Annotated in this window: 26 protein-coding genes and 2 pseudogenes; 17 read left to right on the plus strand and 11 right to left on the minus strand. The window is 73.5% G+C overall.

From position 1 onward, the window contains the following. Positions 1-80 precede the first annotated feature (80 nt). Positions 81-695, minus strand: a complete 615-nt coding sequence (locus ACIBBD_RS17290) for a sigma-70 family RNA polymerase sigma factor (protein WP_399420248.1) — start codon at positions 693-695, stop codon at positions 81-83. Positions 696-828: 133 nt separating this feature from the next. On the opposite strand from ACIBBD_RS17290, the gene ACIBBD_RS17295 reads away from it, so the two are divergent. Further along, the gene (locus tag ACIBBD_RS17295) at positions 829-1,815 is read left to right on the plus strand and encodes a MerR family transcriptional regulator (RefSeq protein ID WP_399420249.1); all 987 of its coding nucleotides are present in this window, start codon (positions 829-831) and stop codon (positions 1,813-1,815) included. 375 nt (positions 1,816-2,190) lie between these two features. On the opposite strand, the gene ACIBBD_RS17300 is transcribed toward ACIBBD_RS17295, so the two are convergent. Then, on the minus strand, positions 2,191-2,748 hold the full coding sequence (locus ACIBBD_RS17300; protein WP_399420250.1) for a TetR/AcrR family transcriptional regulator: 558 nt from the start codon (positions 2,746-2,748) through the stop codon (positions 2,191-2,193). A gap of 2 nt (positions 2,749-2,750) precedes the next feature. After that, positions 2,751-3,446: a type 1 glutamine amidotransferase domain-containing protein gene (locus ACIBBD_RS17305; RefSeq protein WP_399420251.1), complete on the minus strand. Its 696-nt coding sequence runs from the start codon at positions 3,444-3,446 to the stop codon at positions 2,751-2,753. Positions 3,447-3,573: 127 nt separating this feature from the next. On the opposite strand from ACIBBD_RS17305, the gene ACIBBD_RS17310 reads away from it, so the two are divergent. The 3 genes and pseudogenes from ACIBBD_RS17310 to ACIBBD_RS17320 all read left to right on the plus strand — a co-directional run. Next, a complete protein-coding gene (locus ACIBBD_RS17310; RefSeq protein WP_399420252.1) occupies positions 3,574-4,509 on the plus strand; it encodes a LysR family transcriptional regulator in 936 nt (311 codons plus the stop codon). 177 nt (positions 4,510-4,686) lie between these two features. After that, complete coding sequence (locus tag ACIBBD_RS17315) at positions 4,687-5,511, plus strand: SGNH/GDSL hydrolase family protein (protein ID WP_399420253.1); 825 nt, start codon at positions 4,687-4,689, stop codon at positions 5,509-5,511. A 95-nt stretch (positions 5,512-5,606) separates the two neighbouring features. Further along, a pseudogene (locus ACIBBD_RS17320) lies at positions 5,607-5,753 on the plus strand (NAD(P)-binding protein); the annotation flags it as partial. Between the two features lie 14 nt (positions 5,754-5,767). Here ACIBBD_RS17320 and ACIBBD_RS17325 read toward each other — a convergent pair. Both ACIBBD_RS17325 and ACIBBD_RS17330 read right to left on the minus strand, forming a co-directional pair. Next, positions 5,768-7,132, minus strand: a complete 1,365-nt coding sequence (locus ACIBBD_RS17325) for a cryptochrome/photolyase family protein (RefSeq protein WP_399420254.1) — start codon at positions 7,130-7,132, stop codon at positions 5,768-5,770. 87 nt (positions 7,133-7,219) lie between these two features. Further along, positions 7,220-8,764 carry an SDR family oxidoreductase gene (locus ACIBBD_RS17330; protein WP_399420255.1) on the minus strand — a complete coding sequence of 515 codons (1,545 nt, stop codon included), beginning with the start codon at positions 8,762-8,764 and terminating at the stop codon, positions 7,220-7,222. Between the two features lie 127 nt (positions 8,765-8,891). On the opposite strand from ACIBBD_RS17330, the gene ACIBBD_RS17335 reads away from it, so the two are divergent. From ACIBBD_RS17335 to ACIBBD_RS17360, 6 genes are all read left to right on the plus strand, one after another. Further along, positions 8,892-9,398 (plus strand): MarR family winged helix-turn-helix transcriptional regulator, encoded by a 507-nt coding sequence (locus ACIBBD_RS17335; protein ID WP_399420256.1) that lies wholly within the window; start codon positions 8,892-8,894, stop codon positions 9,396-9,398. A 134-nt stretch (positions 9,399-9,532) separates the two neighbouring features. Next, complete coding sequence (locus ACIBBD_RS17340) at positions 9,533-11,641, plus strand: MMPL family transporter (RefSeq protein ID WP_399420257.1); 2,109 nt, start codon at positions 9,533-9,535, stop codon at positions 11,639-11,641. Between the two features lie 74 nt (positions 11,642-11,715). Next, positions 11,716-11,883 (plus strand): hypothetical protein, encoded by a 168-nt coding sequence (locus ACIBBD_RS17345; RefSeq protein ID WP_399420258.1) that lies wholly within the window; start codon positions 11,716-11,718, stop codon positions 11,881-11,883. 299 nt (positions 11,884-12,182) lie between these two features. Beyond that, positions 12,183-12,275 carry a putative leader peptide gene (locus ACIBBD_RS17350; protein WP_399420259.1) on the plus strand — a complete coding sequence of 31 codons (93 nt, stop codon included), beginning with the start codon at positions 12,183-12,185 and terminating at the stop codon, positions 12,273-12,275. Positions 12,276-12,545: 270 nt separating this feature from the next. Beyond that, positions 12,546-13,100, plus strand: coding sequence for an NADPH-dependent FMN reductase (ssuE, locus tag ACIBBD_RS17355; RefSeq protein WP_399420260.1), 555 nt, complete (start codon positions 12,546-12,548; stop codon positions 13,098-13,100). Between the two features lie 131 nt (positions 13,101-13,231). Continuing rightward, positions 13,232-14,389 (plus strand): LLM class flavin-dependent oxidoreductase, encoded by a 1,158-nt coding sequence (locus tag ACIBBD_RS17360; RefSeq protein WP_399420261.1) that lies wholly within the window; start codon positions 13,232-13,234, stop codon positions 14,387-14,389. A 117-nt stretch (positions 14,390-14,506) separates the two neighbouring features. Here ACIBBD_RS17360 and ACIBBD_RS17365 read toward each other — a convergent pair whose 3' ends face one another. Continuing rightward, entirely contained in the window at positions 14,507-15,544 is a 1,038-nt protein-coding gene (locus ACIBBD_RS17365) for an acyl-CoA dehydrogenase family protein (protein ID WP_399420262.1), read from the minus strand. Positions 15,545-15,814: 270 nt separating this feature from the next. Here ACIBBD_RS17365 and ACIBBD_RS17370 point away from each other — a divergent pair, with 270 nt between their 5' ends. Both ACIBBD_RS17370 and ACIBBD_RS17375 read left to right on the plus strand, forming a co-directional pair. Further along, positions 15,815-16,705: a glycoside hydrolase family 19 protein gene (locus ACIBBD_RS17370; protein WP_399420263.1), complete on the plus strand. Its 891-nt coding sequence runs from the start codon at positions 15,815-15,817 to the stop codon at positions 16,703-16,705. Between the two features lie 27 nt (positions 16,706-16,732). Continuing rightward, positions 16,733-17,576 (plus strand): annotated as a pseudogene (locus ACIBBD_RS17375) (aldo/keto reductase); the annotation flags it as partial. A gap of 75 nt (positions 17,577-17,651) precedes the next feature. Here ACIBBD_RS17375 and ACIBBD_RS17380 read toward each other — a convergent pair. Beyond that, entirely contained in the window at positions 17,652-18,110 is a 459-nt protein-coding gene (locus tag ACIBBD_RS17380) for a pyridoxamine 5'-phosphate oxidase family protein (protein WP_399420264.1), read from the minus strand. Between the two features lie 318 nt (positions 18,111-18,428). On the opposite strand from ACIBBD_RS17380, the gene ACIBBD_RS17385 reads away from it, so the two are divergent. Continuing rightward, the gene (locus tag ACIBBD_RS17385; protein WP_399420265.1) at positions 18,429-18,824 is read left to right on the plus strand and encodes a VOC family protein; all 396 of its coding nucleotides are present in this window, start codon (positions 18,429-18,431) and stop codon (positions 18,822-18,824) included. Between the two features lie 61 nt (positions 18,825-18,885). Then, a complete protein-coding gene (locus tag ACIBBD_RS17390) occupies positions 18,886-19,956 on the plus strand; it encodes an adenosine deaminase (protein ID WP_399420266.1) in 1,071 nt (356 codons plus the stop codon). Here the strand turns inward: ACIBBD_RS17390 and ACIBBD_RS17395 are convergent. Together ACIBBD_RS17395 and ACIBBD_RS17400 are read right to left on the minus strand one after the other, a co-directional pair. After that, positions 19,938-20,453 (minus strand): DinB family protein, encoded by a 516-nt coding sequence (locus ACIBBD_RS17395; RefSeq protein WP_399420267.1) that lies wholly within the window; start codon positions 20,451-20,453, stop codon positions 19,938-19,940. The genes ACIBBD_RS17390 and ACIBBD_RS17395 overlap by 19 nt on opposite strands. Before the next feature lie 51 nt (positions 20,454-20,504). After that, the gene (locus tag ACIBBD_RS17400; RefSeq protein ID WP_399420268.1) at positions 20,505-21,386 is read right to left on the minus strand and encodes a LysR family transcriptional regulator; all 882 of its coding nucleotides are present in this window, start codon (positions 21,384-21,386) and stop codon (positions 20,505-20,507) included. Positions 21,387-21,511: 125 nt separating this feature from the next. On the opposite strand from ACIBBD_RS17400, the gene mgrA reads away from it, so the two are divergent. Continuing rightward, entirely contained in the window at positions 21,512-22,504 is a 993-nt protein-coding gene (gene mgrA / locus ACIBBD_RS17405; protein ID WP_399420269.1) for an L-glyceraldehyde 3-phosphate reductase, read from the plus strand. Here the strand turns inward: mgrA and ACIBBD_RS17410 are convergent. Together ACIBBD_RS17410 and ACIBBD_RS17415 are read right to left on the minus strand one after the other, a co-directional pair. Next, a complete protein-coding gene (locus ACIBBD_RS17410) occupies positions 22,494-22,703 on the minus strand; it encodes a DUF1905 domain-containing protein (protein ID WP_399420270.1) in 210 nt (69 codons plus the stop codon). The genes mgrA and ACIBBD_RS17410 overlap by 11 nt on opposite strands. 164 nt (positions 22,704-22,867) lie before the next feature. Then, positions 22,868-23,251, minus strand: a complete 384-nt coding sequence (locus ACIBBD_RS17415) for a nuclear transport factor 2 family protein (RefSeq protein WP_399420271.1) — start codon at positions 23,249-23,251, stop codon at positions 22,868-22,870. A 305-nt stretch (positions 23,252-23,556) separates the two neighbouring features. Here ACIBBD_RS17415 and ACIBBD_RS17420 point away from each other — a divergent pair, with 305 nt between their 5' ends. Together ACIBBD_RS17420 and ACIBBD_RS17425 are read left to right on the plus strand one after the other, a co-directional pair. Then, positions 23,557-23,967 (plus strand): hypothetical protein, encoded by a 411-nt coding sequence (locus tag ACIBBD_RS17420; RefSeq protein ID WP_399420272.1) that lies wholly within the window; start codon positions 23,557-23,559, stop codon positions 23,965-23,967. 119 nt (positions 23,968-24,086) lie between these two features. Then, positions 24,087-26,426 carry an FHA domain-containing protein gene (locus tag ACIBBD_RS17425; RefSeq protein WP_399420273.1) on the plus strand — a complete coding sequence of 780 codons (2,340 nt, stop codon included), beginning with the start codon at positions 24,087-24,089 and terminating at the stop codon, positions 26,424-26,426.

Consider the following 26,426-nt stretch of genomic DNA (forward strand, 5'->3'; position numbering starts at 1 on the left):
GCCGCGATCGGAGGCATTCGATGCAGCGTTCGTGCGTCGAAAGGGCGTCGACATGTCCGCGAGCGGACCTCGGGAGCCGGTCAGGAGGGTGTCCCCGGCTCCAGACGCAGGCGCAGCTGGTGCATCCCGCGCCGGGCGTGGCTCTTGACCGTGCCCAGCGGCCAGCCGGTGCGCGCCGCGATCTGGGTCTGCGTCAGGTCCTCGTAGAAGGCCAGCCGCAGCACCTGCCGCTGGGGCGCCGGCAGCCTGGCGAGTTCGGCGCTCACCAGGACGCGGTCGAGGACGGTCTCGGGGCGGTCGCGTCCGGGGTCGGCCAGGGCGAGGACGGACCCGGCCGAGGCGACCAGCTCGCGGCGACGGGTGCGGGCGGCGAGGGCGTCGGCGATCTTGCGCCGGGTGATGCCGACGATCCAGCCGCCGACCGTGCCGCGTTCGGGCCGGTAGCCCGCGTGACCGCGCCAGACGCCGAGGAACACCTGCTGGGTGACGTCCTCGGCCTCCTTGGCGTCGCCCAGGGAACGCCGGGCCAGCGTGTGCACCAGCGCCGACCAGCGCCGGTAGGCGGCGGCCAGACACGCCTCGTCGCCCGCGGCCAGGCCGCGGGCCAGTTCCTCGTCGGGCAGGTGGTCCGCGGTGGGCGCGCCCTCGGTGGTGGTGGAGGCGGGCGGGGCCAGGGCGCAGGACGGCAGGCTCATGGCGGCGGCTCCTCACGTCGGGCGGCCTGTCAGCGGGCCGGGACGTCGTCCGGGGGTGTTCCCGTGCCGTCATCGTGCGAGCCGCGGCGCCCGCGCCTCAACATGCGTCGTTTTCGCGTCGTATCGTCGAGTCATGAGCGAGTCCCCGAGCCCGGACGACCCCGGCCTGACCACCGGGGCCTTGGCCCGCCGACTGGGCGTGGCGCCCACCACGCTGCGGTCCTGGGACCGGAGGTACGGCATCGGACCCGCGGTCCGCGCCGACGGACGCCACCGTCGCTGGCGGCCGGACGACGTGGCCGTGCTGGAGGCGATGTGCCGGCTGACGACGGCCGGGGTGCCGCCCGCCGAGGCGGCGCGGGCGGCGAGGGAGGCCGGTCGCGGAGCGGGGGCGAGCCCCCTGCCGCGGGCCGGCAGCGTGCCGGACGGCGTGGGCCGGTCCCAAGTGGCCGGTGCGCTCCCCTTCGGCGGCGACGTGCGTCAGGAGTGCAGGGGACTCGCCCGCGCCGCCGTACGGCTCGACGCGCCGGCCGTCGAGGAGCAGCTGGGCACGGCCGTCGAACAGTACGGGCTGACCGTCGCCTGGCAGGAGGTGATGGTGCCGACCCTGCACGCCGTGGGACGCAAGTGGGCGTCGTCCGGCGACCGGTACGTCGAGGTCGAGCACCTGCTGTCCTGGCACGTCTCCACCGCCCTGCGCCGCGCCACCGGAGGGTCCGTCCCCGGGGAGGGGGCGGGCGGCGCGGGGCCGGTGGTGCTGGCCTGCGTGCCCGGCGAGCAGCACACCCTGCCGTTGGAGGCGCTCAACGCGGGGCTGAGCCGGCTCGGGCTCCCCACCCGCATGTTCGGCGCCGCCGTGCCCGCGGAGGCGCTGACGGCCGCGGTGCGGCGCCTGGGGCCGTCAGCGGTGGTCCTGTGGGCGCAGGCCCGCTCCACGGCGAGTCTGGCGCTGGCCCGGCACGTCGCCGAGACGCGGTGGGGCGTGCACGGCGCACGGCGCGGGCCGACGGTCGTGCTCGGCGGTCCCGGCTGGGCGGGACGCGCCGCGCAGGGGATGCCACGGCCGACCGGACTCCGGGAGGCCCTGGAGATGCTGTCCGGCGCGCAGGTGCTCGCGTAGGCGGGGGACGGTCCCCGGACGTTCACGTGAGGCGCCCCGCGCTGCCAGGCCTTGGCCTCCCTTGCCCCGCAGCGCGGCGGGAACCGGTCCGACGTGTCGGCGTGAGCTGGTACGACCTTCCGGCGTCAGCTGGTACGACGTCCCGGTGTGGCGGGTACGACGTCCCGGCGTGAGCCGGTGCCAGTCCCGGAGTCTGATGGTCCTGCGTCCTGCGTCCTGCGTCCTGCGTCCTGGCGTCCGGCGTGCTGCGGCGGGCCGGCCGGCGGAACGTGGTCGCGCCCACGTCCCACCGACTTGTCCCGGCGTCCCGGTGTCTCTGCGTCCCGGCGTCCGGTGTTCCCGCGTCCCGGTGCCGGCTCGCGCGGCGCCCCGGTGTCAGCGGCGCTCCTCGCCGAGCAGCCCCGCCACCACTGCGTCGGCCGCCGGAGCGAGCAGGCGGCGCGCGTCCGGCACGTCCTGCAGGCCCACGACCAGCGCGAGGCAGATGTCCGCCGCCTCGGCCGCGGTGACGCCGTCCGCCGTGCCGGCCTCGGTGAACAGGCCGACCAGCAGGCCCCGCAGGTCCGTGCCGAACGCGGCGCACAGCGAGCCGAAACGGCGGCCCTTGTCGTCGAACAGTTCGGCGGTGTGCGGGGAGTCCCCGGCGAGCCGCAGGACCAGGTCGAGCTTTGCGGCCAGGACGCCCCGCACGCGCTGGGCGTACGGGACCTCCGGTGCGGCAGCGGCCCGCCGGGCCCGCTCCAGGGCCCGGTCGTGCAGCCGGGCGGCGAGCCGCCGGAAGGCGTCGTCCTTGTTGCGAACGTACTGGTAGACCGCCGACCGGGAGACGCCCATCGTCGAGGCGATGTCGTCCATCGTGGTGCGCCGCACGCCGTACCGGGTGAGGCACTGGTACGTGGCGTCCAGGACCTCGGGGAGCCGGTCGGCGCCCACGGTCAGCCCAGCTTCTTCAGCAGCTCGGCGGCGAGCGGCTCGGAGGAGGCCGGGTTCTGGCCGGTGACGAGGTTGCGGTCCACGATCACGTGCGGTGCCCACGGCTCGCCGACCCGCACGTCGACGCCGGCCTCGGTCAGCCGGTCCTGGAGCAGCCACCGGGCCTGCTCGCCCAGCCCCGCCTGGAGCTCCTCGGCGTTGGTGAAGGCGGCGACTCGGTAGCCCGCGAACGCGTTGGAGCCGTCCTCCCGCACCGCGGCCAGCAGGGCGGCGGGGCCGTGGCAGACCACCCCGAGCGGCTTGCCCGACTCCAGCGTCCGGACCAGGAGCCGGCCGGAGTCGGCGTCGACGGCCAGGTCCTCCATCGGCCCGTGCCCGCCGGGGTAGAAGACGGCCGCGTAGTCGTCGAGGTCCACGTCCTCCAGGCGCACCGGGTGCTCGAGCTCGGTCATGGCCGAGAGCCCGGCGGCGATCCGGTCGGCGGCCTCCTGACCGCCGTTGGCCTCGGCGGCGAGGCTGCCCTTGTCGACCGGCGGGACGACTCCGCCGGGCGTCGCCACGACGACCTCGTGCCCCGCCGCCCGGAACGCCTGGTGGGGGGCGACGGCCTCCTCGGCCCAGAAGCCGGTGGCGTGCCGGGTGCCGTCGGCGAGCGTCCAGTGGTCGGCGCCGGTCATCACGAACAGGATCTTTGCCATGGTGTGTCTCCGCGGTGTCGGTGCTGACGTCCCGGATGCGGAACGTCAGCGTGTCGTGTCTCCGAAAGTAGGCCCCGTCACCCATAGGGATCCAATGGAACTTCCAATGGCAGGCATTGGAAACGTAATGGAGTGCAAGGGAATACTGGGCCGGGTGGAGCACACCCAGCACCTCGACCTCAACCTGCTGCGCACCTTCCTCGCGGTGTACCGCTCGGGCTCGTTCACCGGGGCCGCGCAGTCCCTCGGCCTGTCCCAGCCGACCGTGACGACGCAGATGCGCGCCCTGGAGCGGCAGGCCGGGCGGGAACTGTTCGAGCGGCTCCCGCGCGGTGTCGCCCCCACGGCCGTCGCCGACGCGCTCGCGGCCCGGGTCGCCGCCCCGCTCGACGAACTGGCCGCGGTGGCCGGCCCGGACCCGACGGCGGCCGGCCGGGCCGACCCGGTGCACCTCGCCGGGCCCGCCGAACTGCTGTGCGCCCGGGTCCTGCCCGCCCTGGCGCCGCTGGTGGCGGACGGCGTCCGGCTGCGGGTGGCGACCGGTCTGACCGAGCCGCTGCTCGACGAGCTGCGGGCCGGACGGCACGACCTCGTCATCGCCACGACCCGCCCACGTGGCCGCACCCTGATCTCGGCGCCCCTGACGGACGAGGAGTTCGTGCTGGTCGCCGCACCGGCGTGGGCCGCCCGGATCGGGGACCGGCCGGCCGCGCAGCTGCCCACGGCGCTCCAGTCCGTGCCGCTGGTCACGTACGCGGAGGACCTGCCGATCGCCCGTCGTTACTGGCGGCACGTCTTCGGGCGGCGGCTGTCGAGCCCCGCCGCGGTGACCGTGCCCGACCTGCGCGGGGTGCTGGCGGCGGTCGTCGCCGGGGCGGGCTTCACGGTGCTGCCCCGCTACCTCTGCCTCGCCGAGCTGGCCTCGGGTGCGCTCGTCGCCCTGCACGAACCGGACGACCCGCCGATCAACACCGGCTTCCTCGTCCAGCGGCCCGGTGCCGTGGAGAACCCCGACGTCACCCGCGTCCGCGACCTGGTGCTGGGCGCCGGGCGCACCTGGTGAGGCGGCGGTCCGGGCGCGTTCTCCTCCTCGGCCGGCACCCTTGCGCCACCCAGCCGCTGCGGTCGCCCGTTGCCGGAGCCGTCCCCCCCTCTGCCCCGTCTGCTCAGTGACCCCCTACCTGAGTAGTCAAAAAAGTGAGTATGCTGCCCCGGTCGACCGGCGAACAGGGGGCTGTCCATGACCGGCACGTGGATCCGTTACACGCGCTACGTGGCTCTCGGTGACAGCCAGACCGAGGGACTCGGCGACGGTGACGACGACACCGGCCTGCGGGGCTGGGCGGACCGCCTCGCGGAGAACCTGGCGCACCACCACCCCGGTCTGCGCTACGCCAACCTGGCCGTCCGCGGCCGGCGCGCGAGGCAGGTCCGCGCCGAGCAGCTCGCTCCCGCCCTCGCCCTGCGTCCCGACCTGGCCACCGTGGTCGCCGGCGTCAACGACCTGCTGCGGCCCCGCTTCGACGCCGACGAGGTCGCCGGCCACCTGGAGGCGGCGTTCGCCGCGCTCACCGCGCAGGGCGCCCGCGTCGCCACCGTGACCTTCCCCGACGTCGCCCGCCTCGTCCCCCTCGCCCGCCCGCTCGCCCCGCGCGTCCTCGCCCTCAACTCCCGCATCAGGGAAGCGGCCGGACGACACGGTGTCGTCGTGGCCGAGACCCGCGGTCACGACGTGGTCACCGATCCGCGCCTGTGGAGCCCTGACCGGCTGCACGCCTCCCCGCTCGGCCACGCCCGGATCGCCGCCGCCGTCGCGCACGCCCTCGGCGTCCCCGGCAGCGACGACTCCTGGACCCACCCCCTGCCCGCCCCGTCGTCCTCCGCCCCGGCCGGATGGCGCGCCGGGTTCGGCGAACTGCGCTGGGCGGCCGCCTTCCTGGGCCCCTGGCTCGGCCGTCGCCTGCGGGGCCGCTCCTCCGGTGACGGCCGCACGGCCAAGCGGCCCGGCCTGCTGCCCGTCGACGACCGGCCCGGACGGACCAGCCCGAGTGCCTCGCCCGTCTGAGTCCCGCGGCCGCATCCGCCCAACGGGCGCGACGGGAAGTGTCAGCGGGCGGTGATCCCACCACCGGCCGCTCGACGAAGGGCACGGACGTGACCATGGCCAGGAAAAACCCCCCGGACGTCCTCGTGATCGGAGCGGGCGTCGCCGGACTCGCGTGCGTCCGGGACCTGCTCACCGCGGGCCTCGACGTCCGCGTGCTCGAAGCCTGCGTCGGCGTGGGCGGACGCATGCGGTCCGACCGCGTCGTTGCGCGTCCTCAGTCCTGCGAGCGCGCCCGCCTGAACCGGGCGAGCCCCTCGGACAGTTCGACGAGGGGATCCGGGTAGTCGATCGCCGCGCGGTCCAGGCCCGGCAGCTTCCACGGCTCGTGCACCGCGGGCCCCGCGATCCCCGCCAGTTCGGGCACCCAGCGCCGGACGTACGTCCCGTCGGGGTCGTACCGCTTGGCCTGGGTGACGGGGTTGAGGACCCGGTTGGGCCGGCTGTCCGTGCCGGTTCCCGCGACCCACTGCCAGTTGAGCTGGTTGTTGGCCACGTCCCCGTCGACCAGGAAGTCCAGGAAGTGCCGGGCGCCGATCCGCCAGTCCACGTACAGCGTCTTGGTGAGGAAGCTCGCGGTCAGCAGCCGGCCACGGTTGTGCATCCAGCCCTCGTGGCGCAGCTGCCGCATCGCCGCGTCCACGACCGGGTAGCCGGTACGGCCCTCCCGCCACGCATCGATCTCCGCCCGGGCCGTCCGCTCCGTACGCCAGCGGTCCTGCCGCGGGCGGTAGTCGGCGCGGGACGCGTCCGGGCGGGACGCCAGCAGCTGGCGGTGGAAGTCGCGCCAGGCGAGCTGCCGTACGAACGCCTCGGCGCCCGGGCCGCCCACCGCGCGCGCCCGCCGCACGAGCTCGACGGGGGAGAGCGTGCCGAAGTGCAGGTGGGGCGAGAGGCGGGAGGTCGCGTCGCCGGCCAGGTCGTCGTGCCGGTCCGCGTACAGGGCGAGCCCGCCGCGCAGCCAGGCGGCCAGCCGCTCCCGCCCCTCCGTCTCCCCGCCCGGGGCCAGCCCCTCCGACACGCCCTTGTACGACGGCAGCTCCTCCGAGCCGATACCGTCCGGCACCCGGACGGTCCCCGGCGCGTCGAGCACGTCCCGCGGCCGCTGCTCCGACCACCGCCGGAAGTACGGCGTGAACACGGCGAAGTGGTCGGAACCGTACGGCGTGACCACGCCGGGCGCGACAGCGGTCGTCACCGCGTCATGGACGTGCAGGCGCACCCCCTCGGTCTCCAGGGCGTGCCGCAGCCGCTCCTCCCGGCGGTGCGCGTGCGCGCTCACGTCCGCCGACAGGTGCACCTCGTCGGCGCCCGCCTCGGCGGCCACCCGGCACACCTCCGCGACCAGGTCCCCGGAGCGGACCACGAGCCGGCCGCCCCGCTCCCGCAGCCCCGCGTCGAGGTCCCGCAGGCAGTCGGAGAGGAACGCCAGCCGGTTGGGGACGGCGAACCCGGCGCCGTCGACGGCACGGTCCCGCACGAACAGCGGCACCACCTCCCGGGTGCCCTCCAGGGCCGCGCGCAGCGGCGGATGGTCGTGCAGGCGCAGGTCGGAGGTGAACAGGACGACCGAGACGTTCATGACGCTGACTCCGGATGAGGTGAGGGGTCCACCGGGTGCTTCCGCGTCGGTGCGCCCGGCGGATGCACGGCGGCCGTCCCGCGGGACTCAGGCGGCGGGCGTCCCCCTGCGGGACTCGGGCGACGTCGCCCCGCGGGACTCCGCCGCCGCGGCCCGGGCGATGTTGCGGGCCATGCCCCCGAACACCACGGCGTGGAAGGGGGAGACGCCCCACCAGTACGCCTGGCCGAGCAGCCCGTGCGGGTGGAACAGGGCGCGCTGGCGGTAGCGGGTACGGCCGGCGCCGTCCGTCTCGGCGTACATCTCCAGCCATGCCAGGCCCGGCAGCCGCATCTCCGCCCGCAGCCGCAGCAGGCTCCCCGGCTGGATCTCCTCGACCCGCCAGAAGTCCAGCGAGTCGCCGACCCGCAGCCGCGCCGCGTCCCGCCGGCCCCGGCGCAGCCCCACCCCGCCGACCAGCCGGTCCAGCCATCCGCGCACCGCCCAGGCGAGCGGGAAGGAGTACCAGCCGTTGTCGCCGCCGATGCCCTCGATCACCCGCCAGAGGGCCGCACGCGAGGAGTCCACCGGCAGTTCGCGGTCGTCGGTGTACAGGCTTCCGCCGGCCCAGTCGGGGTCGGTGGGCAGCGGGTCGCTGGGAGCGCCGGGGAGGGAGGCGGAGGACCAGCGGGTGGTGACCTGCGCGGCGCGCACCCGCTGCAGGGCCAGCCGCACCGCCTCGTCGAAGCCGACGGGATGGCCCGGCGGGTCCGGCACGTACCGTGCGATGTCGTGCTCGCGGCAGACCACCTCGTGCCGCAGCGACTCCGTCAGCGGCCGTGCGATGGCGGCCGGCACGGGCGTGACCAGGCCGACCCAGTGGCTGGACAGGCCGGGGGTGAGCACCGGCACGGACAGGATCAGCCGGCGCGGCAGGCCCGCCACGGCGGCGTAACGGCTCATCATGTCGCGGTACGTCAGGACGTCCGGACCGCCGATGTCGAAGGTCCGGTTGATCTCGGCGGGCATCCCGGCGCTGCCGACGAGGTAGCGCAGCACGTCCCGCACCGCGACGGGCTGGATCCGGGTGCGCACCCAGCTCGGCGTGACCATGACGGGCAGGCGCTCGGTGAGGTAGCGCAGCATCTCGAACGAGGCCGAGCCGGAGCCGATGACCACCGCCGCCCGCAGGACCGTGGTGGGGACGCCGGAGCCGAGGAGAATGCGGCCGACCTCCGCGCGGGAGCGCAGATGCGGCGACAGCTCCCGCTCGGGCACGCCGGGCGGGGTGAGTCCGCCGAGGTAGACGACGCGGCGCACCCCGGCGGCGCGGGCCCGCGACCCGAAGATCCGCGCGGCCCGCCGGTCGGTGTCCTCGAAGTCCTCGCCGGTGCCCAGGGCGTGCACCAGGTAGTAGGCGACCTCGACGCCGGCCATCGCCTCCGCGACCGACGCGGCGTCCGTCACGTCCCCGCGCACCACCTCGGCCTCGCCGGCCCAGGGGTGGTCGCGCAGCCGCTCGGGGGAGCGGGCCAGGCAGCGCACCCGGTACCCCGCGGCGAGCAGCTCCGGCACGAGCCGGCCGCCGATGTACCCCGTGGCACCCGTCACCAGGCAGAGCGGGGCTCGGAGGTCGTGGCCGTGTGCGGTCATCTGTCCTCGGATCCTTCGTGTCGTCGGCGGCCCCCGGGTATCGCTTCCCCGCGCGGGCCACCCGCGGATGCGCGGGGGCGTCCGTGCGCACGATCGGGTGATCACACGCAACGACTAGGCTGATCGCGTGGCCACAGCGAACGACCGTGAGCACCGCGCCGGGGGAGACCGGCCCGACGCGTCCGGGGCACCGACCGACCTGCACGCCTTCGCCGTCCGGCTGCGCCGGATGAACGGGGAGATCAACCGGCTGGTGCACGGCTTCGCCGCCGACCACGGACTGCACGCCACGGACGTCCAGGCACTCGCCGCGATCCTCGACGCCGACGAGCCGATGACCCCCACCCGCCTGCGCGAACACCTCGGGCTGACCTCCGGTGCCGTCACCGCCTGCGTGGACCGGCTGGAACGCGCGGGACACATCCGCCGGGTCCGCGAGAGCGCCGACCGCCGGGTGGTCCACCTGTACTACGCCTCCGACGCCCGCTCGGCCGCCCGCACCTACTTCCGGCCGCTGGCCGAGGCGACCGAGGCCGCCCGGTCCCGTTTCAGCGAGGACGAGCTGGCGGTGGTGCTGCGCTTCCTCGCGGCGATGGGCGAGGAGCTCTCGGCGATCACGCCCCCCGTCCGCTGACCACGCGCCGTCCCCGCGCATCCGGGGACCGGCCTCCGGCGGAAGAACGGGCACCGTCTACGATCTCATCCGCAAACTAACTCAATCATTGAGATTGTTTTCGATCGAGATACTTGCCGTCCGCTTGGAGAACGATGTCCGTCACCCCTCGACGCGCCCGCTGGCTCGTCCCCCTCCTCCTCGTCGCCGTATGGCTCGGCGTCGGCGGCGTCCTCGGCCCCTACGCCGGACGCCTGGGCGAGGTCGCCACCAACGACCAGGCCGCCTTCCTGCCGCGCAGTGCCGAGTCGACCGAGGTCATCGCCGCCCAGCGGGCCTTCCGCCAGGACGAGACGCTGCCCGCGATCGTCGTGTGGACCGGTGACCGGGACACCGCCCTGCGGGACCGGCGCGCGGCCGCCGACCGGGCGCTCGCCGCCCTCGCCGACGCCCCCGGTGTCACCGGCCGGGCCTCGCCCGCGCTGCTCTCCGAGGACGGGAAGGCCCTCCAAGGCGTGGTGCCCCTGCGCCCCGACCTCGGCGACGACCTCGCCCCGGCCCTCGACCACATCCGCGCCACCGCCGAACGCGTCCCCGGCACCACGGTCCACCTGGCCGGCCCGGCCGCCAGCCAGGCGGACCTGTCCGACGCCTTCGCCGGCATCGACGGCCTGCTGCTCGCCGTCGCCCTGGTCACCGTCCTCGTCATCCTGCTGCTCGTCTACCGAAGCCTGCTGCTCCCCCTCGTGATCATCCTCGGCGCGGTCTTCGCCCTCGGTCTCGCCTGCACCGTCGTCTACGTCCTCGCCGACCACGACGTGGTCCGTGTCGACGGACAGGTCCAGGGCATCCTCTCCATCCTGGTGATCGGCGCGGCCACCGACTACGCCCTGCTGCTCACCGCCCGCTTCCGCGAGGAACTCACCTCGCGCGCGGACCGGTTCGCGGCCGCCCGGGCCGCGCTGCGGCAGTCCTGGGGCGCCATCGTGGCCAGCGCCGCGACGGTCGCCCTGGGGCTGCTCGCCCTGCTGCTCAGCGACCTGACCAACAACCGTGCCCTGGGGCCGGTCGGGGCCATCGGCATCGCCGCCGCCGTCGTCAGCACCCTCACCTTCCTCCCCGCCGTCCTGGTCCTCCTGGGCCGCGCCGCGTACTGGCCCGCGAAACCCCGTCCGGCCGGCCGGGGCACCGGCGGAGCGGGTGTCTGGCGTCGGATCGCCGACGTGGTCGACCGCGCGCCCCGCGCGGTGTGGGCGGTGTCGCTGGCCGCGCTGCTCGCCTGCGCCGCGTTCGCACCCACCCTCACCTCCCGGGGCGTGCCGCTCGACGAGACCTTCGTCGACGACGCCCCGTCCGTGACCGCGCAGCGGACGCTCGCCCGGCACTTCCCCGGCGGCTCCGGCAACCCGACGGTGGTCATCGCCGACGCCGACCGGGCGGAGCGGGTGGTGGCGACGGCCCAGAAGACCGCGGGCGTCGCCTCCGCGGCGCCCGTGGCGGCGTCCGGGCGGCCCGGCGGAGAGCCGCTCGTCGTCGACGGCAGGGTCCGCGTCGACGTCACCCTGACCGCGGCGGCCGACAGTGACGCCGCCAAGGACACCGTGGCGCGGCTGCGCACCGACCTGCACGCGGTGCCCGGCGCGGACGCCCTGGTCGGCGGCTACACCGCCCAGCAGTACGACACCCTGCGCACGGCGGAACGGGACCGCACCCTGATCGTGCCGGTCGTCCTCGCGATCATCTTCCTCATCCTGACCGTGCTCCTGCGCTCCCTGCTGATGCCCGCCCTGCTCGTGGTCACCGTCGCCCTCAACTTCCTCGCCACCCTGGGCGTTTCGAGCCTCGTCTTCCGGCACGTGTTCGGCTTCACCGGCACCGATCCGTCGGTGCCGCTGTACGGCTTCGTCTTCCTCGTGGCGCTGGGCGTCGACTACAACATCTTCCTCATGTCCCGGGTCCGCGAGGAGTCCCTGCGGCACGGCGTGCGCGAGGGCGTCCTGCGCGGCCTGGTCACCACCGGCGGCGTCATCACCTCCGCCGGCGTGGTGCTGGCGGCCACCTTCGCCGCGCTCGGCGTGATCCCGCTGGCCTTCCTCGCCCAGATCGCCTTCATCGTCGCCTTCGGCGTGCTGCTGGACACCCTCGTGGTGCGCTCGCTGCTGGTGCCCGCCCTCGTGCGGGACATCGGACGGCGGGCGTGGTGGCCGGGACGGCTCAGCCGCGGTGGTGCCACGGCCGGTGAGGACCGGGCCGCGCGCACGTGAACATGCTCGCGCCGATCCGGGGCAGGCGCATGACGAGGGAGTTGTCCGTTTCGAGACGGGAGGTGTCTGCCGCTATGGGCGCGAAGGTGTTGGAGCGGTTTCCTGCGGGAGCTCCGCGCGGATCGTGGCCGGCGGAGGAATGCGCGGCACGACGGCGGGCGGAGGGTGAGCCCGCGACCGTCGTGATGGACCTGGAGTCCGACGCCTTCCTCGTCGTGGTGCCGGCGGGCGAGGAGGACTGACGGCATCGGGACCGGCGGCGAAGGCCGGCACACCTGACGGCGACGGTCCCGTTCCCCCACGGTCTCGTGTTCGACGTGGGCCGTACGGAAGGCAGTTCCTCGCGGCCCACGCGAAAACCGAACGGGGTGACCGCCACCGGCATTCCCGCCGTTTCCGACCGCACGCCGGAACAACACGCGCGCATTTCAAGCGCCTTGAAGACTTTCCCGCGTACTGACGTGAAATGCGGGGGTCCGCGATACGAGACCGGCCGGGATTTCCTTGACGGTCCCGGCCGGTGGCTGCCACGATCGACGCCATGAAGACGCGACTGGACCTCACGCGGCGACGCCATGTCGACCTCGCGCGTGTCTCCAGCGCCTCCTGTTGCGCCCGTCGCGCCACGGCCTGATCCCGTCCGCGGATCCGCCGCGCCCTTTTCCGCACCGAGAACCGCATCCGCCTTTGCCGGGGCGGTCGTGTGCGTCTTCTTCCTTTCTTCTTTCTCCGGCGCCTCCCGAGCGCGTCGGCAATCCCCCGTGAATTCGGTGTGCCCGAGAAACGTCCCGATTCCAGGGTTCCGCGTGTCCGCGGTGCCCGCGCGATCGGTCTTCGGCACCTGACCGCTCCCACCGGGGCGCCCGCCCCGCACGGGCGCCCCGGACTCCCCGAAAGAGGACCCATGGCCACCGTCCTGTCCGTCTCCGGCAGCCCCTCCGCCTCCTCCCGCACCGGCCGTCTGCTGCGCCACCTCGACCAGCGGCTCATCGCCCAGGGCCACGAGGTGATCCCGCTCGACGTGCGTACGATCCCGGCCGAGGCCCTGCTCGGCGCGGACTTCCGCCACCCCGCGATCGTCGAGGCCACCGAGCTGTTCGCGCGCGCCGACGGAGTCGTCGTGGGCACCCCCGTCTACAAGGCGTCGTACTCGGGAGTCCTCAAGGCGCTCCTCGATCTGCTCCCGCAGTACGCGCTCACCGGGAAGACCGTGCTGCCGCTCGCCACCGGCGGATCGGTCGCCCACGTCCTCGCCATCGACTACGCGCTGCGGCCCGTCCTCACCTCCATGGGCGCCGCCCACATCGTGCAGGGCTGGTTCACCCTCGACAAGGACATCACCGCCCACGACGACGGCTCGATCACCGTCGCCCCGGCCGCCACCGAGGCGCTCACTCAGGTCGTCGACCGGTTCTCGCGCGCCCTGGGGCGTACGCCGTACCTGGCCACGGCGAGCTGAGGCGACCCACGTCCGCGCTGGTGACCGCCGGCGGCACCGGAGGATCCAGCACGTCGGCCGTCACGTGCCCCACGGGGGCTGTCCGCCCCGCCACGGCCTCCTCCCGTGACCCCTCTGATCGGAGACCCCACGTGTCCCTCACCTTCCACTGGTTCCTGCCCACCAACGGCGACAGCCGCCACGTCGTCGGCGGCGGCCACGGCGCGCCCGTCACCGCCTCGGGACGGGACCGGCCGCCCACGGTCGCCTACCTGAGCCAGATCGCCCGCGCCGCGGAGGACCTGGGCTTCGTGGGCGCGCTCACCCCGACCGGGGCCTGGTGCGAGGACGCGTGGCTGACCACCGCGATGGTCAGCCAGAACACCGAGCGGCTGAAGTTCCTGGTCGCCTTCCGGCCCGGCTTCCTCTCGCCCACGCTCGCCGCGCAGATGGCCTCCACCTTCCAGCGGCAGACCGGCGGACGGCTGCTGCTCAACGTCGTCACCGGCGGTGAGAGCCACGAGCAGCGGGCCTACGGCGACTTCCTCGACAAGGACGACCGCTACCGCCGTACCGGCGAATTCCTCGAGGTCGTACGGGCGTTGTGGGAGGGCGAGACCGTCGACCTGAAGGGCGAGCACCTCCGGGTCGAGGACGCGCGACTGGCCCGGCTGCCCGATCCGGTCCCCGAGGTGTACTTCGGGGGCTCCTCGCCCGTCGCCGGCGCGATCGCCGCCCGGCACGTCGACGTCTACCTCACCTGGGGCGAGCCGCCCGCCCAGGTCGCCGAGAAGATCGCCTGGATCAGGGGGCTGGCGGCGCAGCACGGGCGCGCCCTGCGGTTCGGCATCCGGCTGCACGTCATCACCCGGGACACCTCCGAGCAGGCGTGGGCGGAGGCGAACCGGCTGCTCGACGGGTTCGACCCGCAGACCGTGCGGTCCGTGCAGGCCGGACTGGCCCGCAGCGAGTCCGAGGGGCAGCGGCGGATGCTCGCGCTGCACGGCGGCAGCCGGGACGGGCTGGAGATCCATCCCAACCTGTGGGCGGGCATCGGGCTGGTGCGCGGCGGTGCGGGGACGGCGTTGGCGGGGAGCCACGAGGAGGTCGCCGAGCGGATCGAGGAGTACGCGGCGCTGGGCATCGAGGAGTTCGTGCTGTCGGGCTATCCGCATCTGGAGGAGGCGTACTGGTTCGGGGAGGGCGTGCTGCCGCGGCTCGCCGCGCGGGGCCTGTGGCGGCACCCGGCGGCCGATCGGGCAGCGCCGGTGGGGGTGCCGTTCGAAGGGCTGAGCGGGGCGAGCGGCTGAGTGGGTCGAGCGGGCCGAGGGGACCGAGTGGGCGAGGGGGCCCAGTGGGCTGAGGGGCCGAGTGGGTCCAGCCGGGCCGAGCGGTGGAGCCGCACCCCGGCACATGGCCCGCGCTTCTTACGGCAAGCCGCCGGCCAGGGCGTTCAGGTGTGCCGTCCGTGACGCGGGTGTCTGGCCCTGGACCAGGAGGAACAGGGCCTCCCTCGCCAGGCGTTGGGCCCTGCTCGACAGCAGCATCGAGCGTCCGCCCCCCGCCACCACCGCCGCCGTGGTGGCCGTCAGCAGCACCTCGTACGCCTGTGTCCTCAGGGCCAGCCTCTCCTCCGCGTACTCGTGCGGCACCGGGTGATCGGCGAGGGCGTAGGCCCGGCCGCGCACCTCGGCCAGGCGGGCGCGCAGGGGAGCCGCCGTGTCCTCGTCCAGCAGGGCCAGGGCCGACTCCGTGATGCCGAAGAGCGCCGGGCCGGCGTTCACCGTCTTCGGGTGGTCCGTCGCCGCCCACTGCTCGTACGGTGTCCGGAGGACCACCGACTCCTCGGGCAACCAGAGGCCGTCCAGCTCCAGGGACACCGTCCTGGACGCGGTGAGGGCAGCCAGCCGCATCGGCTCCGACGCGCGCAGACCCGGCTGCTCCCGGGCGTCCGCGAAGGCGAACAGCGCCTCGCCGGCGTCGGTGACCCCGGCGAGGAGCATGACGTCGTTCAGGCCCCACCCGGTGTACCAGGGCACCGTCCCCTCGAAGCGCCGGCCGCCCCGCTCCCGGCTCACCCGGACGGGTGTGCGCGGGTACGCCCGCAGGTGGGCGTAGGCCACCCCGGACAGCAGTTCGCCGCGCGCCAGCGGGGCCAGCAGGCGGTCGCGCACCGGAGCCTCGCTCCTGGCCAGCGTCAGCACCGGGGTGTGGTGCTGCGTCTGCACGAACCACGTCGAACAGCACGCTCCGGCCAGGATCTCCGCCGTCTCCCGCACCACCGCGGCGGGGGCCGCCGACCCGCCGTACTCCTTCGGCGCGTTCGCCCCCAGCAGACCCGAGCGCCGGATCTCGGTGAGGTGGCTCACCGGCACGCCCTCCTGGTCGACGCGTTCGGCGTGTGGGGCCAGCAGCTCGTCGGCCAGGCGGCGGGCGCTGGTGACGAGGGGGTGCGGTGCGGTCATGGGGACGATTCTTCCGGTGCCGCGACGCGCGGTGTCGATCCGGGTGTGCCGTTCGGGGAGGAGGGCACGAGGACAAGCCGACGGTATCCGGGGCGGGTTCACTGGTCTACACCCTTGACTGGTACAGACCAAAGCGGTTGAGTGTGCCTCCACACCCCCACCACGGCCGCCCGCCGCACCGAAGCCGGTTCCTCCGCCCCGTGTGCCCAGGGCTGGTGCTCCGCCCTGCCCCTGCGGTGAGCGGCCGTGCCCCGCGAAGGAGTTGATCCCGTGTCGAGGCGCCGCATCTCCGCTGTCCTGACCGCGTTCGTCCTCGCCGGCGCGGTACCGGTCCTCCTGCCGTCCACCCCGGCGTCCGCCGCCGCGTGCTCCAGCTATCCGAGCTGGGTCGCCGGCAAGGCGTACCGCGCCGGCGACATCGTGCGCTACACCGACGGCAAGGCCTACATCGCCGAGCACGACAATCCGGGCTACGACCCGACCATCAGCACCTGGTACTGGGAGCCGTACGCCTGCGACAGCGGCTCCGGGACGCCCGTCGGCAGTTTCGTGGTGACCGAGGCCCAGTTCAACCAGATGTTCCCGAACCGGAACGGCTTCTACACCTACAGCGGTCTCACCGCCGCGCTCGCCGCCTACCCCGGCTTCGCCACCACCGGCGGTGACACGGTGAAGAAGCAGGAGGCCGCCGCCTTCCTCGCCAACGTCAGCCACGAGACCGGCGGACTGGTGCACGTCGTCGAACAGAACACCGCCAACTACCCGCACTACTGCGACTGGAGCCAGCCGTACGGCTGCCCGGCCGGTCAGGCCGCCTACTACGGACGCGGCCCCATCCAGCTCAGCTGGAACTTCAACTACAAGGCCGCGGGCGACGCGCTCGGCATCGACCTGCTGAACAACCCGTGGCTGGTGCAGAACGACGCCGCCATCGCCTGGAAGACGGCCCTGTGGTACTGGAACACCCAGTCCGGTCCCGGCACCATGACCCCGCACAACGCCATGGTCAACGGCGCCGGCTTCGGCCAGACGATCCGCTCCATCAACGGCTCCCTGGAGTGCGACGGCAAGAACCCCGCACAGGTGCAGAGCCGCGTCACCAAGTACCAGCAGTTCACGCAGATCCTCGGTGTGGCGCCGGGCGGCAATCTCTACTGCTGACCACCGCACGCCTGACCGAACTCCGCCATGACCTCCGAAGGGATCACCGCGGACGCCGCGGGCACCTGGAGACTCGGCGACCTGACCGTCGGCCGCGTCGGCTTCGGCGCGATGCGGCCGACGGGCAGCGCCGCCTTCCACCCCGGGACACCGAGCGACCGTGACCGGTCGATCGCCGTCCTGCGCAAGGCGCGCGACCTCGGCGTCAACCACACCGACACGGCGGCCTTCCACTTCTCCTCCCTCCGCTCCGCCGACGAACCCATCAACAGTGCGCTGTTCCCGTACCCGGACGACCTGCTCATCGCCACCGAGGTCGGCCCGTCCCGCGACCACGCGGTTCAGCGGGGCACCTCGGCCGGCCCCGAGGACCCGCGCGGCCACGTCGGGGAGAGCCTGCGCCGGCTCGGCCGCGACCACCTCTGACCTCGTGTACCTGCGCCGTATGCGCCAGGACTCGGGCGCCGAGCACCTCGGCGCCCTCGCCGAGCTGCGCGAGGCAGGCCTCGTCCGCCACCCCGGCATCTCCGACGTCGAACCCCGCCACCTCACCGAGGCCCTGGCCGTCGCCCCGCGGTGAGCGTCCGGAACCGCTTGCGGCCTGGACGACCGCCCGCGCGCGACCGAGGAACTCCTGCGCGCCTGCGACGAGAAGGGAATCGCCTTCGTGCCGTTCTCCGCCATAGCGGGAGAGGGAGGGGCGCGGGGCGCGCCCACGACGAGGAGGTCCTGGCGGTGGCCCGTGCCCACGGCGGCAGTCCCGCCCAGCTGAGACTCGCCTGGGGCCCGGCCCGGGCCCGCACGTCCTGGCCATTCCCGGTCCGGGCACCCCCACCACCTCGTCGAGAACGTGGCGGCGGGCGCGCTCCGGCCCGGGGCGAGGAGCCGGCGAGACTCAACGGCGCGCAGCGGCAGGGCGGTTGAGCGAGCACGGGGGAGCGGGCCGTCAGACGACCCACGCTCCGTCCCGCATGACGTGCCGCCCCGGCATCTCGTGCACCTCCCGCCACGCCTGCACCTCACGGGGCCGCACCCTGAAGTAGCCGTAGGGCGCGCGTTCCTCGCGGGGATCCCACCCCGTCCTCGCGAGGAACGCCTCGGCCGCCTCCGCCGGCACCCCCCGCGCCGTGAAGGTCTCCGCCTCGCCGTCGATCAGGACGACGTCCCGGGTGGCGCCGAACGCCAGCCGCACCCGCCGCCCGTCCCGCAGATTGCGGCCCGTGGGGTTGGTGAGCCGGGTCGACAGCCACAGGTGCGCGCCGTCCCAGACGAACCACAGGGCGACGAGGTACGGCACCCCGGCCGGGTCCGCCGTGGCGACCCAGACGTCGAGCTCCTCCTCCAGCCGGTCCAGTACGTCCCGCTTGCGCTGCTCGGGGCCGCGAGGCGGCTCGGTGATCTCCATGGCGGCGACGCTAGCCGCCGGCGCCCCACGCCGCCTCGGGCCGGAGACCCACCCGCGCCTCGGTCTCGGGCCCTGGTCCGGTCCGCCGGCGGGCCGGACCCTGCCCCTGCCGGGCCGACCGCGCGTTCGGCTGAACGGCACCTCAAGAGCCCTGTACGGGCCTCGCTCATGAGCACGATCCAACGGATTCTCAGTCGCCTGTCCCAGGTGGGGCTTGTGGCGACGGTCGCTCCTCCGTGCCGCCCGCCGCGGGGCGACTGGCGTCCGTCAGGTTTTACGTATAACCTCTCCCGCTAATCAGACTCCCGGAAGGTCCCGATGACCCGTATCGCCCTGGTCACCCTCCTTGTCGACGACTACGACGAGGCGATCCGCTTCTACACCGACGCCCTCGGCTTCCGCCTCGTCGAGGACGAGCCGCGCCCCGACGGCTCGCGCTGGGTCGTGGTGCGCCCGGACGTCCACCAGGACGGCACCGGACTGCTCCTCGCCCGCGCCGTGGGCGACGCGCAGCGCGCCCGGGTCGGCGACCAGACCGGTGGCCGGGTCGGGTTCTTCCTGCACACCGAGGACTTCGCCCGTGACCACGCCCGGATGGTCGCCGCCGGCGTGACCTTCCTGGAGGAGCCCCGCCACGAGGCGTACGGCTCCGTCGCCGTCTTCCAGGACCTGTACGGCAACCGCTGGGACCTGCTCCAGCCCGCCCAGCGCTGATCCTGCTCCCCTGCCCCCAGCTGCCACAGAAGCCCCAGAGAAAGCCAGAGAACAACCGCTCATGACCGCGCCCCGCATCGACACCGACACCCTCCGCCGGCTCCCCAAGGCCGTCCTGCACGACCACCTCGACGGCGGCCTGCGCCCCGCCACCGTCGTCGAGCTCGCGGACGCGATCGGCCACACCCTGCCCACCACCGACCCCGAGGAGCTGGCCGCCTGGTACTTCGAGGCCGCCAACTCCGGTGACCTGGTCCGTTACATAGCCACCTTCGAACACACCCTCGCCGTCATGCAGAGCCGCGAGGGCCTGCTGCGCACCGCCGAGGAGTACGTCCTCGACCTGGCGGCGGACGGCGTGGTCTACGGCGAGGTGCGCTACGCCCCCGAGCTGATGCTGAACGGCGGGCTGACCCTGGCCGAGGTCGTCGAGACGGTCCAGGAGGGCCTCGCCGCCGGCATGGCGAAGGCGGCCGCGGCCGGCACCCCCGTCCGCGTCGGCACCCTGCTCTGCGGCATGCGCATGTTCGACCGCACCCGGGCCACCGCCGACCTCGCGGTCGCCTTCCGGGACGCGGGTGTCGTCGGGTTCGACATCGCCGGCGCCGAGGACGGCTTCCCGCCCGCCGACCACCTGGACGCCTTCGAGTACCTGCGCCACGAGAACGTGCCGTTCACCATCCACGCCGGTGAGGCCCACGGCCTGCCCAGCATCCACCAGGCGCTCCAGGTGTGCGGCGCCCAGCGCATCGGCCACGGCGTGCGCATCACGGACGACATCGTCGACGGCAAGCTGGGCCGCCTGGCGGGCTGGGTCCGCGACCGCCGCGTCGCCCTGGAGATGTGCCCGACCTCCAACCTCCAGACCGGCGCCGCCACCTCCATCGCCGAGCACCCGATCACCGCGCTGAAGGACCTCGGCTTCCGGGTCACCCTCAACACCGACAACCGGCTGGTCTCCGGCACGACGATGACCCGTGAGATGTCCCTGCTGGTGGAGGAGGCGGGCTGGACGGTCGAGGACCTGCGCACCGTCACCGTGAACGCCCTGAAGAGCGCGTTCATCCCGTTCGACGAGCGCAGGGCCCTCATCGAGGACGTCGTCCTGCCGGGTTACGCGGCCGCGCTCTGAAGCAGCCCGCGCACATAGGCGGCCTGTCCGACGTGCTGGAGATCGTCGGACAGGACGCTGACCAGCCGTACGCCCAGAGTGACCGGCGGATCCCAGCGCTCGTCCACGATGCGCTCCAGCTCCGCCGCCGTCAGCCCGCGCAGCGCCTGAAGGGTCTGCGCGTGGACGGCGTCGTGGTAGCCGGTCAGCAGGTCGCCCTCGGAGACCTGGACCCTGGCGACCTTCGCCGCGCTGTGCCCGTATCCGGTGTCACGGCGCGGCAGGTCCAGGCCGAACCGCTTCTCCCAGTCCTGGGACAGCCACACCTGGTCGAGCCCGAAGGCGTCCGCGACATGGTCGTCCTGGACCCGGGTGAGGTGCCAGACCAGCCAGGCGATGGAGTTGGTCTCGGCGGTGGGGCGGGCGTTGAGGTCGTCGGGGTCCAGGCCTCCGACGGCGGCGTGGACTTCTTCCTGGATGCGGTTGTACCCGTCGATGAGGATGTCCTTCGCGTGCATAGGTCCACCATGGCGCACGCGCCGTCCGGGCGCCGCTTCTTGGCCGGACCCTTACCCGGCCCCCGTGTCCAGCAACGCCATCAGCGCCCGGGCCGCCGGGCTGGTGGCCTGCGGCGGCGGCAGCAGGGCGACCGTCTCGTACGCCACCTCGCCCGTGTCCTTGAGGGGCAGCGCGGTGAGCGACTCCCGCTTGTGCCGGAAGTGGCGCGGCACGACCGCGATGCCGAGGTTCTCGCCCACCAGGTCCAGCAGACTGTGCACGTCGTTGACCTCCAGCGCCACCGTGCGGCGGGCGCCCGCGGCGGCGAAGGCGGCGTCGGTGGCCCGGCGCGGGCCCCAGTCCGGGTGGAAGTCGACGAACACCTCGTCGGCCACGTCCGCCGGGGTGAGCGCCGCGGCGCCGGCCAGGCGGTGGTCGGGGTGGCACAGCACGTACATCGGCTCACCGGCCAGCGGCGCGGACCGCAGCTGGTCGCTGTCCGCCTGGGTGCGGTAGGCGAAAGCCAGGTCGAGGCGCCCGGCCGCCACCTCCTCGGCGAGCGCGCCCGACCCGGACTGCCGGAGCCGGATCTCCACGTCCGGGTGCCGCCGCCGGAAGGCGGCCAGCAGCCCCGCCACGTGCACTCCCGCGATGCACTGTTCCGTGCCCACCGCGAGCGTGCCCCGCACCACGCCCTGCACGGCGGCCACCGCCTCGTGGGCCGCCCGCACCTGCGCCAGGATCCGCTCGGCCTCCGCCAGCAGCGCCCGGCCGGCCTCCGTCAGCGTCACCCGGCGGGTCGTCCGTACGAACAGCGGCGCCCGCAGTTCGCGCTCCAGGGCCCGGATCGACGCCGACAGGCCCGACTGGGAGACCATCAGGCGTTCGGCGGCCCGGGTGAAGTGCTGGTCCTCGGCGACCGCGACGAAGTGCTGGAGATGGCGCAGTTCCATGATTGAGAAGCCTATCCGCTGAATCCCATCGGATTCTCCTGTTGGACCACTACCCGCAGGTCCCGCCAGAGTGGGTAACGGTTCGAGTGAACCGATCTTCCGAGCCAACCCCTCATGGAGTCGCGTTGTACACCGCACACCCCGACCGCTACGCGGACATGCCCTACCGGCGCACCGGACGCAGCGGCCTGAAGCTTCCCGCGCTCTCGCTCGGACTGTGGCACAACTTCGGCCCGGACCGCCCGGTCGAGACCCAGCGGGCCATCCTGCGCCGCGCCTTCGACCTCGGCATCACCCACTTCGACCTCGCGAACAACTACGGCCCGCCGCCCGGCGCCGCCGAGTCCGCGCTGGGCGAGTTCCTGAAGGCCGACTTCGCGCCCTACCGCGACGAGCTGGTCATCTCCACGAAGGCCGGCTACCTGATGTGGCCCGGCCCGTACGGCGAGTGGGGTTCGCGCAAGTACGTGCTGTCCTCGCTGGACCAGAGCCTGAAGCGGATGGGCCTGGACTACGTCGACGTCTTCTACTCCCACCGCCCCGACCCGGAGACTCCGCTGGAGGAGACGATGGGCGCCCTGCACTCCGCGGTCCAGCAGGGCAAGGCGCTCTATGTCGGCGTCTCCAACTACTCGGCCGAGCAGACCCGTGAGGCCGCCCGCATCCTCGGTGAGCTGGGCACCCCGCTCCTCATCCACCAGCCGCGCTACTCGATGCTCGACCGCCGCCCCGAGAGCGAGGGACTGCTCGACGCCCTCGACGAGCTCGAGGTCGGTTCCATCGTCTACTCCCCGCTGGAGCAGGGCCTGCTCACCGCCCGCTACCTCGACGGCATCCCCGAGGACTCGCGCGCGGCGAGCGACAGCCCCTTCCTGAACTCCGACGCCCTCACCGAGGAGCTGGTCGGCAAGCTGCGCGCCCTGGACGAGATCGCCCAGGCGCGCGGTCAGTCGCTGGCCCAGCTCGCCCTGGCCTGGGTGCTGCGCGGCGGCCGTGTCACCTCCGCCCTGGTCGGCGCGAGCAGCGCCCGGCAGGTCGAGGACAGCGTCGGTGCTCTGGGCAACCTCGACTTCGACGCGGACGAGCTGGACCGGATCGACGCGGTGATCAAGGGCTGAGCCGTTGTGTCAGGCGCACGGTGACGGTGCCGCCCTCCCGTCCTCCGATGGTCTGACGGACCCCGGCCTCGACGGGGAGCCTGTGCGTGCCGTCACCGCGGGCCATGAACGAACTGCTGAAGGGATGCCCGTCGACCGGTCCGCGGATCCGGACCGGTCCGCGGGTGCCGGAGATGCCACGGACTCCGGCCGGAGACACAGGCCCAGCCGCCCTTGTCCGGTTTCTAGCTCAGGACCGCGCTGAATTCCGCGTCCACTTTTCCGCCGGTGGTCAAGGTGTTCTCCTCGCGGCGATCTCTTCCGCCTTTTCCGGTGGACCGCCGCGAGGAGCGGAATTCATCGTTCACGCTCCGGCCGGATCATTCACGCTCCGGCCGGCACCCGGTCCAGGAATCCGAGGACCGAGGTGATCAAACCCTCGGCGTCGAGAGTGATCACGTCGGAGCCGGCCACCGGCGCGGACCCGTCGCTCCGGCTCACCAGCTCCCAGGAGAAGCGGGCCGTGTCGTGGTGCCCGTCGACGGCCCCGCTCAGCCGGAAGACGAAGCCGGGGAAGCGGGCGTGCGTGGCCGCGATGACGGCCACGATCCCCTCGTGTCCGCGGACGTCGGCGAGCGGGTCGGTGTAGCCGCCCTGCGGGGCCCAGGCGGCGGCGACCGCCCTGGCCCGTGCGCCGGGCTCAAGGGCGTTCCAGGCCTCGAGGTAGCGGCTGACGGCGGTCTCGTAACGGTCGGTCTGTGTGGACATGGACATCGGCCCCCATGAGGTCGTCCGTACTGGTCGGGAACCGGATCGAAACCCTGCCGATCCGGTGGGACCACCCTGCCCGCGTCCGCCGTGCCGGTCGATTACCCGTCGGGTAATGACGGTGATGAACGCCGCCCGCAACATTTCGGCCATGAACGGCGATGAATATGCCAAGAGACTGGCCAAAAAGTCATGGTGACAGTGTTTCAGTCGTCAACATACTCGAACTGCAGGGGCAGTTCACCCCACAGGAGCCGCACGGAAAGCGAGGCCGCACCGGCAAGCGAGCGACGGGGGAGAAGGACGTGCACGACGAATTCCTGTGCCATGTCACCGCGTACGGCGTCTGTGACGGCCGGCGCATCGGCGTACCGCTGGGTACCTACCGTGCCCCGACGCTGGCGCTCGCCCTGTGGTGGCTGCGGGACCGGGCCTCCTGGATCGCCGAGCGGCTCGATCCGCAGCCGGACGGCGGGAGCATCCCGCCGAAGGCGCTCGTGCCGGTCGCCGAGACCGTGCCGGACGTGCCCGGCGTCCTGCGCGCCTGGTGTGCCGACGTGGAGCGGCAGGAACTGGTCGCCGACGAACTGGCCGGTGGGCGTCTGGTGCGGATCGCCGCCAGCGACGAGACCACCGAGTACGAACTCCTCGCCGAGTCCGTCGACGCCCTGCGGATGCAGCGGACCATCCCGGCGCTCGTCCTTCCCGTCGGCTGACAGGTGACGCCGGCTGACACCTGACGTCGGCTGACACATGACCCCGGCCGACGCGTGACGCAGGGGCGCCACCGCCGTCCCGATGGGACGCATAAGGAGCGAATCGATAGAATTCCGGCATGGCGGAGCGGCCGTTCGCCTCGACTGCGCCCGAACTCGTGCTGGAGACCGAGACGGGCTCCACGGTGATGACCCCGAGCCAGACCTACCGCGTCGGCCGGGACCCGCTCAGCGACATCCACCTCGACGACGCCCGCGTCTCCTGGCACCACGCGGTGCTGCGGCCCGACGGCGGCCACTGGATCCTCGAGGACGAGCACAGCACCAACGGCACCTACACCGACGGCCGCCGCATCGACGAGTGGGGCGTCGGCCCCGGCAGCGTGATCCGCTTCGGCAGCCCCGACGACGGCCCGTGCGCCGTCCTGACCGCCCGCCCGCCGCCCGCGGCGGAGCACCGGTCGGCGGTGACGGACCCGGGAGTGACGGGAGCGTTCCGGCAGCCCACCACCGTCCGTCCGCTGCCCGCCCGCAGCGTCCGCATCGGCCGCGCCGCCGACAACGACCTGGTCATCGACGACCTCGTGGTCTCCCGCCGGCACGCCGAGCTGCGGGCCCTGCCCGACGGCGGCTACGAGATCGCGGACCTGGGCAGCCACAACGGCACCTATCTCAACGGCCTGCCCGTCACCACCGCCCCGATCGGTCCCGGCGACGTCGTCGGCATCGGCCACTCGGTGTTCTGCCTGGTCGGCCACGAACTCCAGGAGTACGTCGACACCGGCGAGGTCTCCCTCGATGTGCAGGACCTCACGGTCACCGTCGACCACGGCCGCAGGGTCCTCCTCGACCACGTGTCCTTCCCGGTGGGGGAGAAGTGCCTGCTGGCCGTCGTCGGACCGAGCGGCGCCGGCAAGTCGACGCTGCTCAACGCCCTCACCGGCCAGCGCCCCGCCGACCACGGCACGGTCGTCTACGACGGCCGCGATCTCTACCACGACTACGCCGAACTGCGCCAGCGCATCGGACTCGTGCCGCAGGACGACATCCTGCACGCCCAGCTGACCGTGCGCAGCGCCCTCACCTACGCCGCCGAACTGCGCTTCCCGCAGGACACCGCGCAGGCCGAGCGCCGCGACCGGGTCGAGGAGGTCCTCCGCGAGCTGGGCCTGGAACAGCGCGCCGGCCAGCCCGTGCACAGTCTCTCCGGTGGCCAGCGCAAACGCGTCAGCGTCGCCCTGGAACTGCTGACCAAGCCGTCGCTGCTGTTCCTCGACGAGCCGACCTCGGGCCTGGACCCGGGTATGGACCGCTCGGTGATGCACATGCTGCGCGGGCTCGCCGACGACGGCCGTACCGTCATCGTCGTCACCCACAGCGTCCTCAGCCTCGACGTCTGCGACCGGCTCCTCGTCCTGGCCCCCGGCGGCCGGGTCGCCTACTACGGACCGCCCGGCGACGCCCTCGCGTTCTTCGGGTTGGGGCAGTGGCCCGAGGCCTTCGAGGCCTTCGAACGGGACCGGGAGCGCGACTGGGCGGGGCAGTACGCCGACTCGCCGTTCCACCGGCGGTACGTCGTCAACGCCAGCGCCCAGCCGCTGCTGCCCCGCGAAGGCCCGGTGATCATGCTGCCGCCGGCCCGGCCCCGCAGCCGCTGGGCCCAGCTCGGCACCCTGGTGCGCCGCTACACGGCCGCGCTCAGCGCCGACCGCACCTTCCTGGCCATCATGATCGCCCTGCCGTTCGTGATGGGCGCCATGGCCCGCGCTCTCGCCGGCAGCACGCTCACCCGGGACACCGCGATGAACGCGCTGCTGATCCTGTGCGTCGGCGGGGTGCTGACCGGAGCGGCCAACGCCGTGCGCGAACTCATCAAGGAACGCGTGATCTACCAGCGGGAACGGGCCGTCGGCCTGTCCAGATCGGCGTACCTGATGTCGAAGGTCGTCGTCCTGGGCGCGGTGACCGTCGTCCAGGCGGTCGTCCTGACGCTCGTCGCCCTGCTCGGCGTCGACCTCGGCGCACCCGGAGGCGAAGGCGTGCTGATGCCGCCGCTGGTCGAGATCGCCATCGCCGTGGCCCTGCTGGCCTTCACCGCGATGATGCTGGGCCTGCTGGTCTCCGCGCTGGTGCGCAAGGAGGAGGTGACGATGCCGCTGCTGGTGCTGCTCGCCATCGTCCAGGTGGTCTTCTGCGGCGCGCTGCTGTCCCTGGACGGCGTGCCCGGCCTGGAGCAGCTGGCCTGGCTCGTGCCCTCCCGCTGGGCGTTCGGCGCGATGGCCGGCACCCTGGACCTGGCCCGGATCGTGCCCGGCGACCTGACGGCGGACCCGCTGTTCGAGCACGCGGCGGGCGTCTGGCTGCTCGACGTGGGGATGCTCGTCGTGCTCTCGGCGCTCTTCGGATACGTCGTCGCCCGCCTGCTGCGCCGGCACGAACCCGCCGTGATGCGGAAGTAG

Source organism: Streptomyces sp. NPDC051315, from assembly GCF_044455165.1.
Taxonomy (GTDB): domain Bacteria; phylum Actinomycetota; class Actinomycetes; order Streptomycetales; family Streptomycetaceae; genus Streptomyces.

What these genes read in the sequence shown, in the direction of transcription:
- ACIBBD_RS17385 (WP_399420265.1), top strand. Translation starts at nt 18,429, where the DNA reads ATGACCCGTATCGCCCTGGTCACCCTCCTTGTCGACGACTACGACGAG.
- ACIBBD_RS17325 (WP_399420254.1), bottom strand. Translation starts at nt 7,132, where the DNA reads ATGAACGTCTCGGTCGTCCTGTTCACCTCCGACCTGCGCCTGCACGAC.
- ACIBBD_RS17425 (WP_399420273.1), top strand. Translation starts at nt 24,087, where the DNA reads ATGGCGGAGCGGCCGTTCGCCTCGACTGCGCCCGAACTCGTGCTGGAG.
- ssuE (WP_399420260.1), top strand. Translation starts at nt 12,546, where the DNA reads ATGGCCACCGTCCTGTCCGTCTCCGGCAGCCCCTCCGCCTCCTCCCGC.
- ACIBBD_RS17290 (WP_399420248.1), bottom strand. Translation starts at nt 695, where the DNA reads ATGAGCCTGCCGTCCTGCGCCCTGGCCCCGCCCGCCTCCACCACCACC.
- ACIBBD_RS17350 (WP_399420259.1), top strand. Translation starts at nt 12,183, where the DNA reads ATGAAGACGCGACTGGACCTCACGCGGCGACGCCATGTCGACCTCGCG.
- ACIBBD_RS17390 (WP_399420266.1), top strand. Translation starts at nt 18,886, where the DNA reads ATGACCGCGCCCCGCATCGACACCGACACCCTCCGCCGGCTCCCCAAG.
- ACIBBD_RS17330 (WP_399420255.1), bottom strand. Translation starts at nt 8,764, where the DNA reads ATGACCGCACACGGCCACGACCTCCGAGCCCCGCTCTGCCTGGTGACG.
- ACIBBD_RS17305 (WP_399420251.1), bottom strand. Translation starts at nt 3,446, where the DNA reads ATGGCAAAGATCCTGTTCGTGATGACCGGCGCCGACCACTGGACGCTC.
- ACIBBD_RS17365 (WP_399420262.1), bottom strand. Translation starts at nt 15,544, where the DNA reads ATGACCGCACCGCACCCCCTCGTCACCAGCGCCCGCCGCCTGGCCGAC.
- ACIBBD_RS17315 (WP_399420253.1), top strand. Translation starts at nt 4,687, where the DNA reads ATGACCGGCACGTGGATCCGTTACACGCGCTACGTGGCTCTCGGTGAC.
- ACIBBD_RS17295 (WP_399420249.1), top strand. Translation starts at nt 829, where the DNA reads ATGAGCGAGTCCCCGAGCCCGGACGACCCCGGCCTGACCACCGGGGCC.
- ACIBBD_RS17345 (WP_399420258.1), top strand. Translation starts at nt 11,716, where the DNA reads ATGGGCGCGAAGGTGTTGGAGCGGTTTCCTGCGGGAGCTCCGCGCGGA.
- ACIBBD_RS17310 (WP_399420252.1), top strand. Translation starts at nt 3,574, where the DNA reads ATGGAGTGCAAGGGAATACTGGGCCGGGTGGAGCACACCCAGCACCTC.
- ACIBBD_RS17415 (WP_399420271.1), bottom strand. Translation starts at nt 23,251, where the DNA reads ATGTCCACACAGACCGACCGTTACGAGACCGCCGTCAGCCGCTACCTC.
- ACIBBD_RS17340 (WP_399420257.1), top strand. Translation starts at nt 9,533, where the DNA reads ATGTCCGTCACCCCTCGACGCGCCCGCTGGCTCGTCCCCCTCCTCCTC.
- ACIBBD_RS17380 (WP_399420264.1), bottom strand. Translation starts at nt 18,110, where the DNA reads ATGGAGATCACCGAGCCGCCTCGCGGCCCCGAGCAGCGCAAGCGGGAC.
- ACIBBD_RS17400 (WP_399420268.1), bottom strand. Translation starts at nt 21,386, where the DNA reads ATGGAACTGCGCCATCTCCAGCACTTCGTCGCGGTCGCCGAGGACCAG.
- ACIBBD_RS17395 (WP_399420267.1), bottom strand. Translation starts at nt 20,453, where the DNA reads ATGCACGCGAAGGACATCCTCATCGACGGGTACAACCGCATCCAGGAA.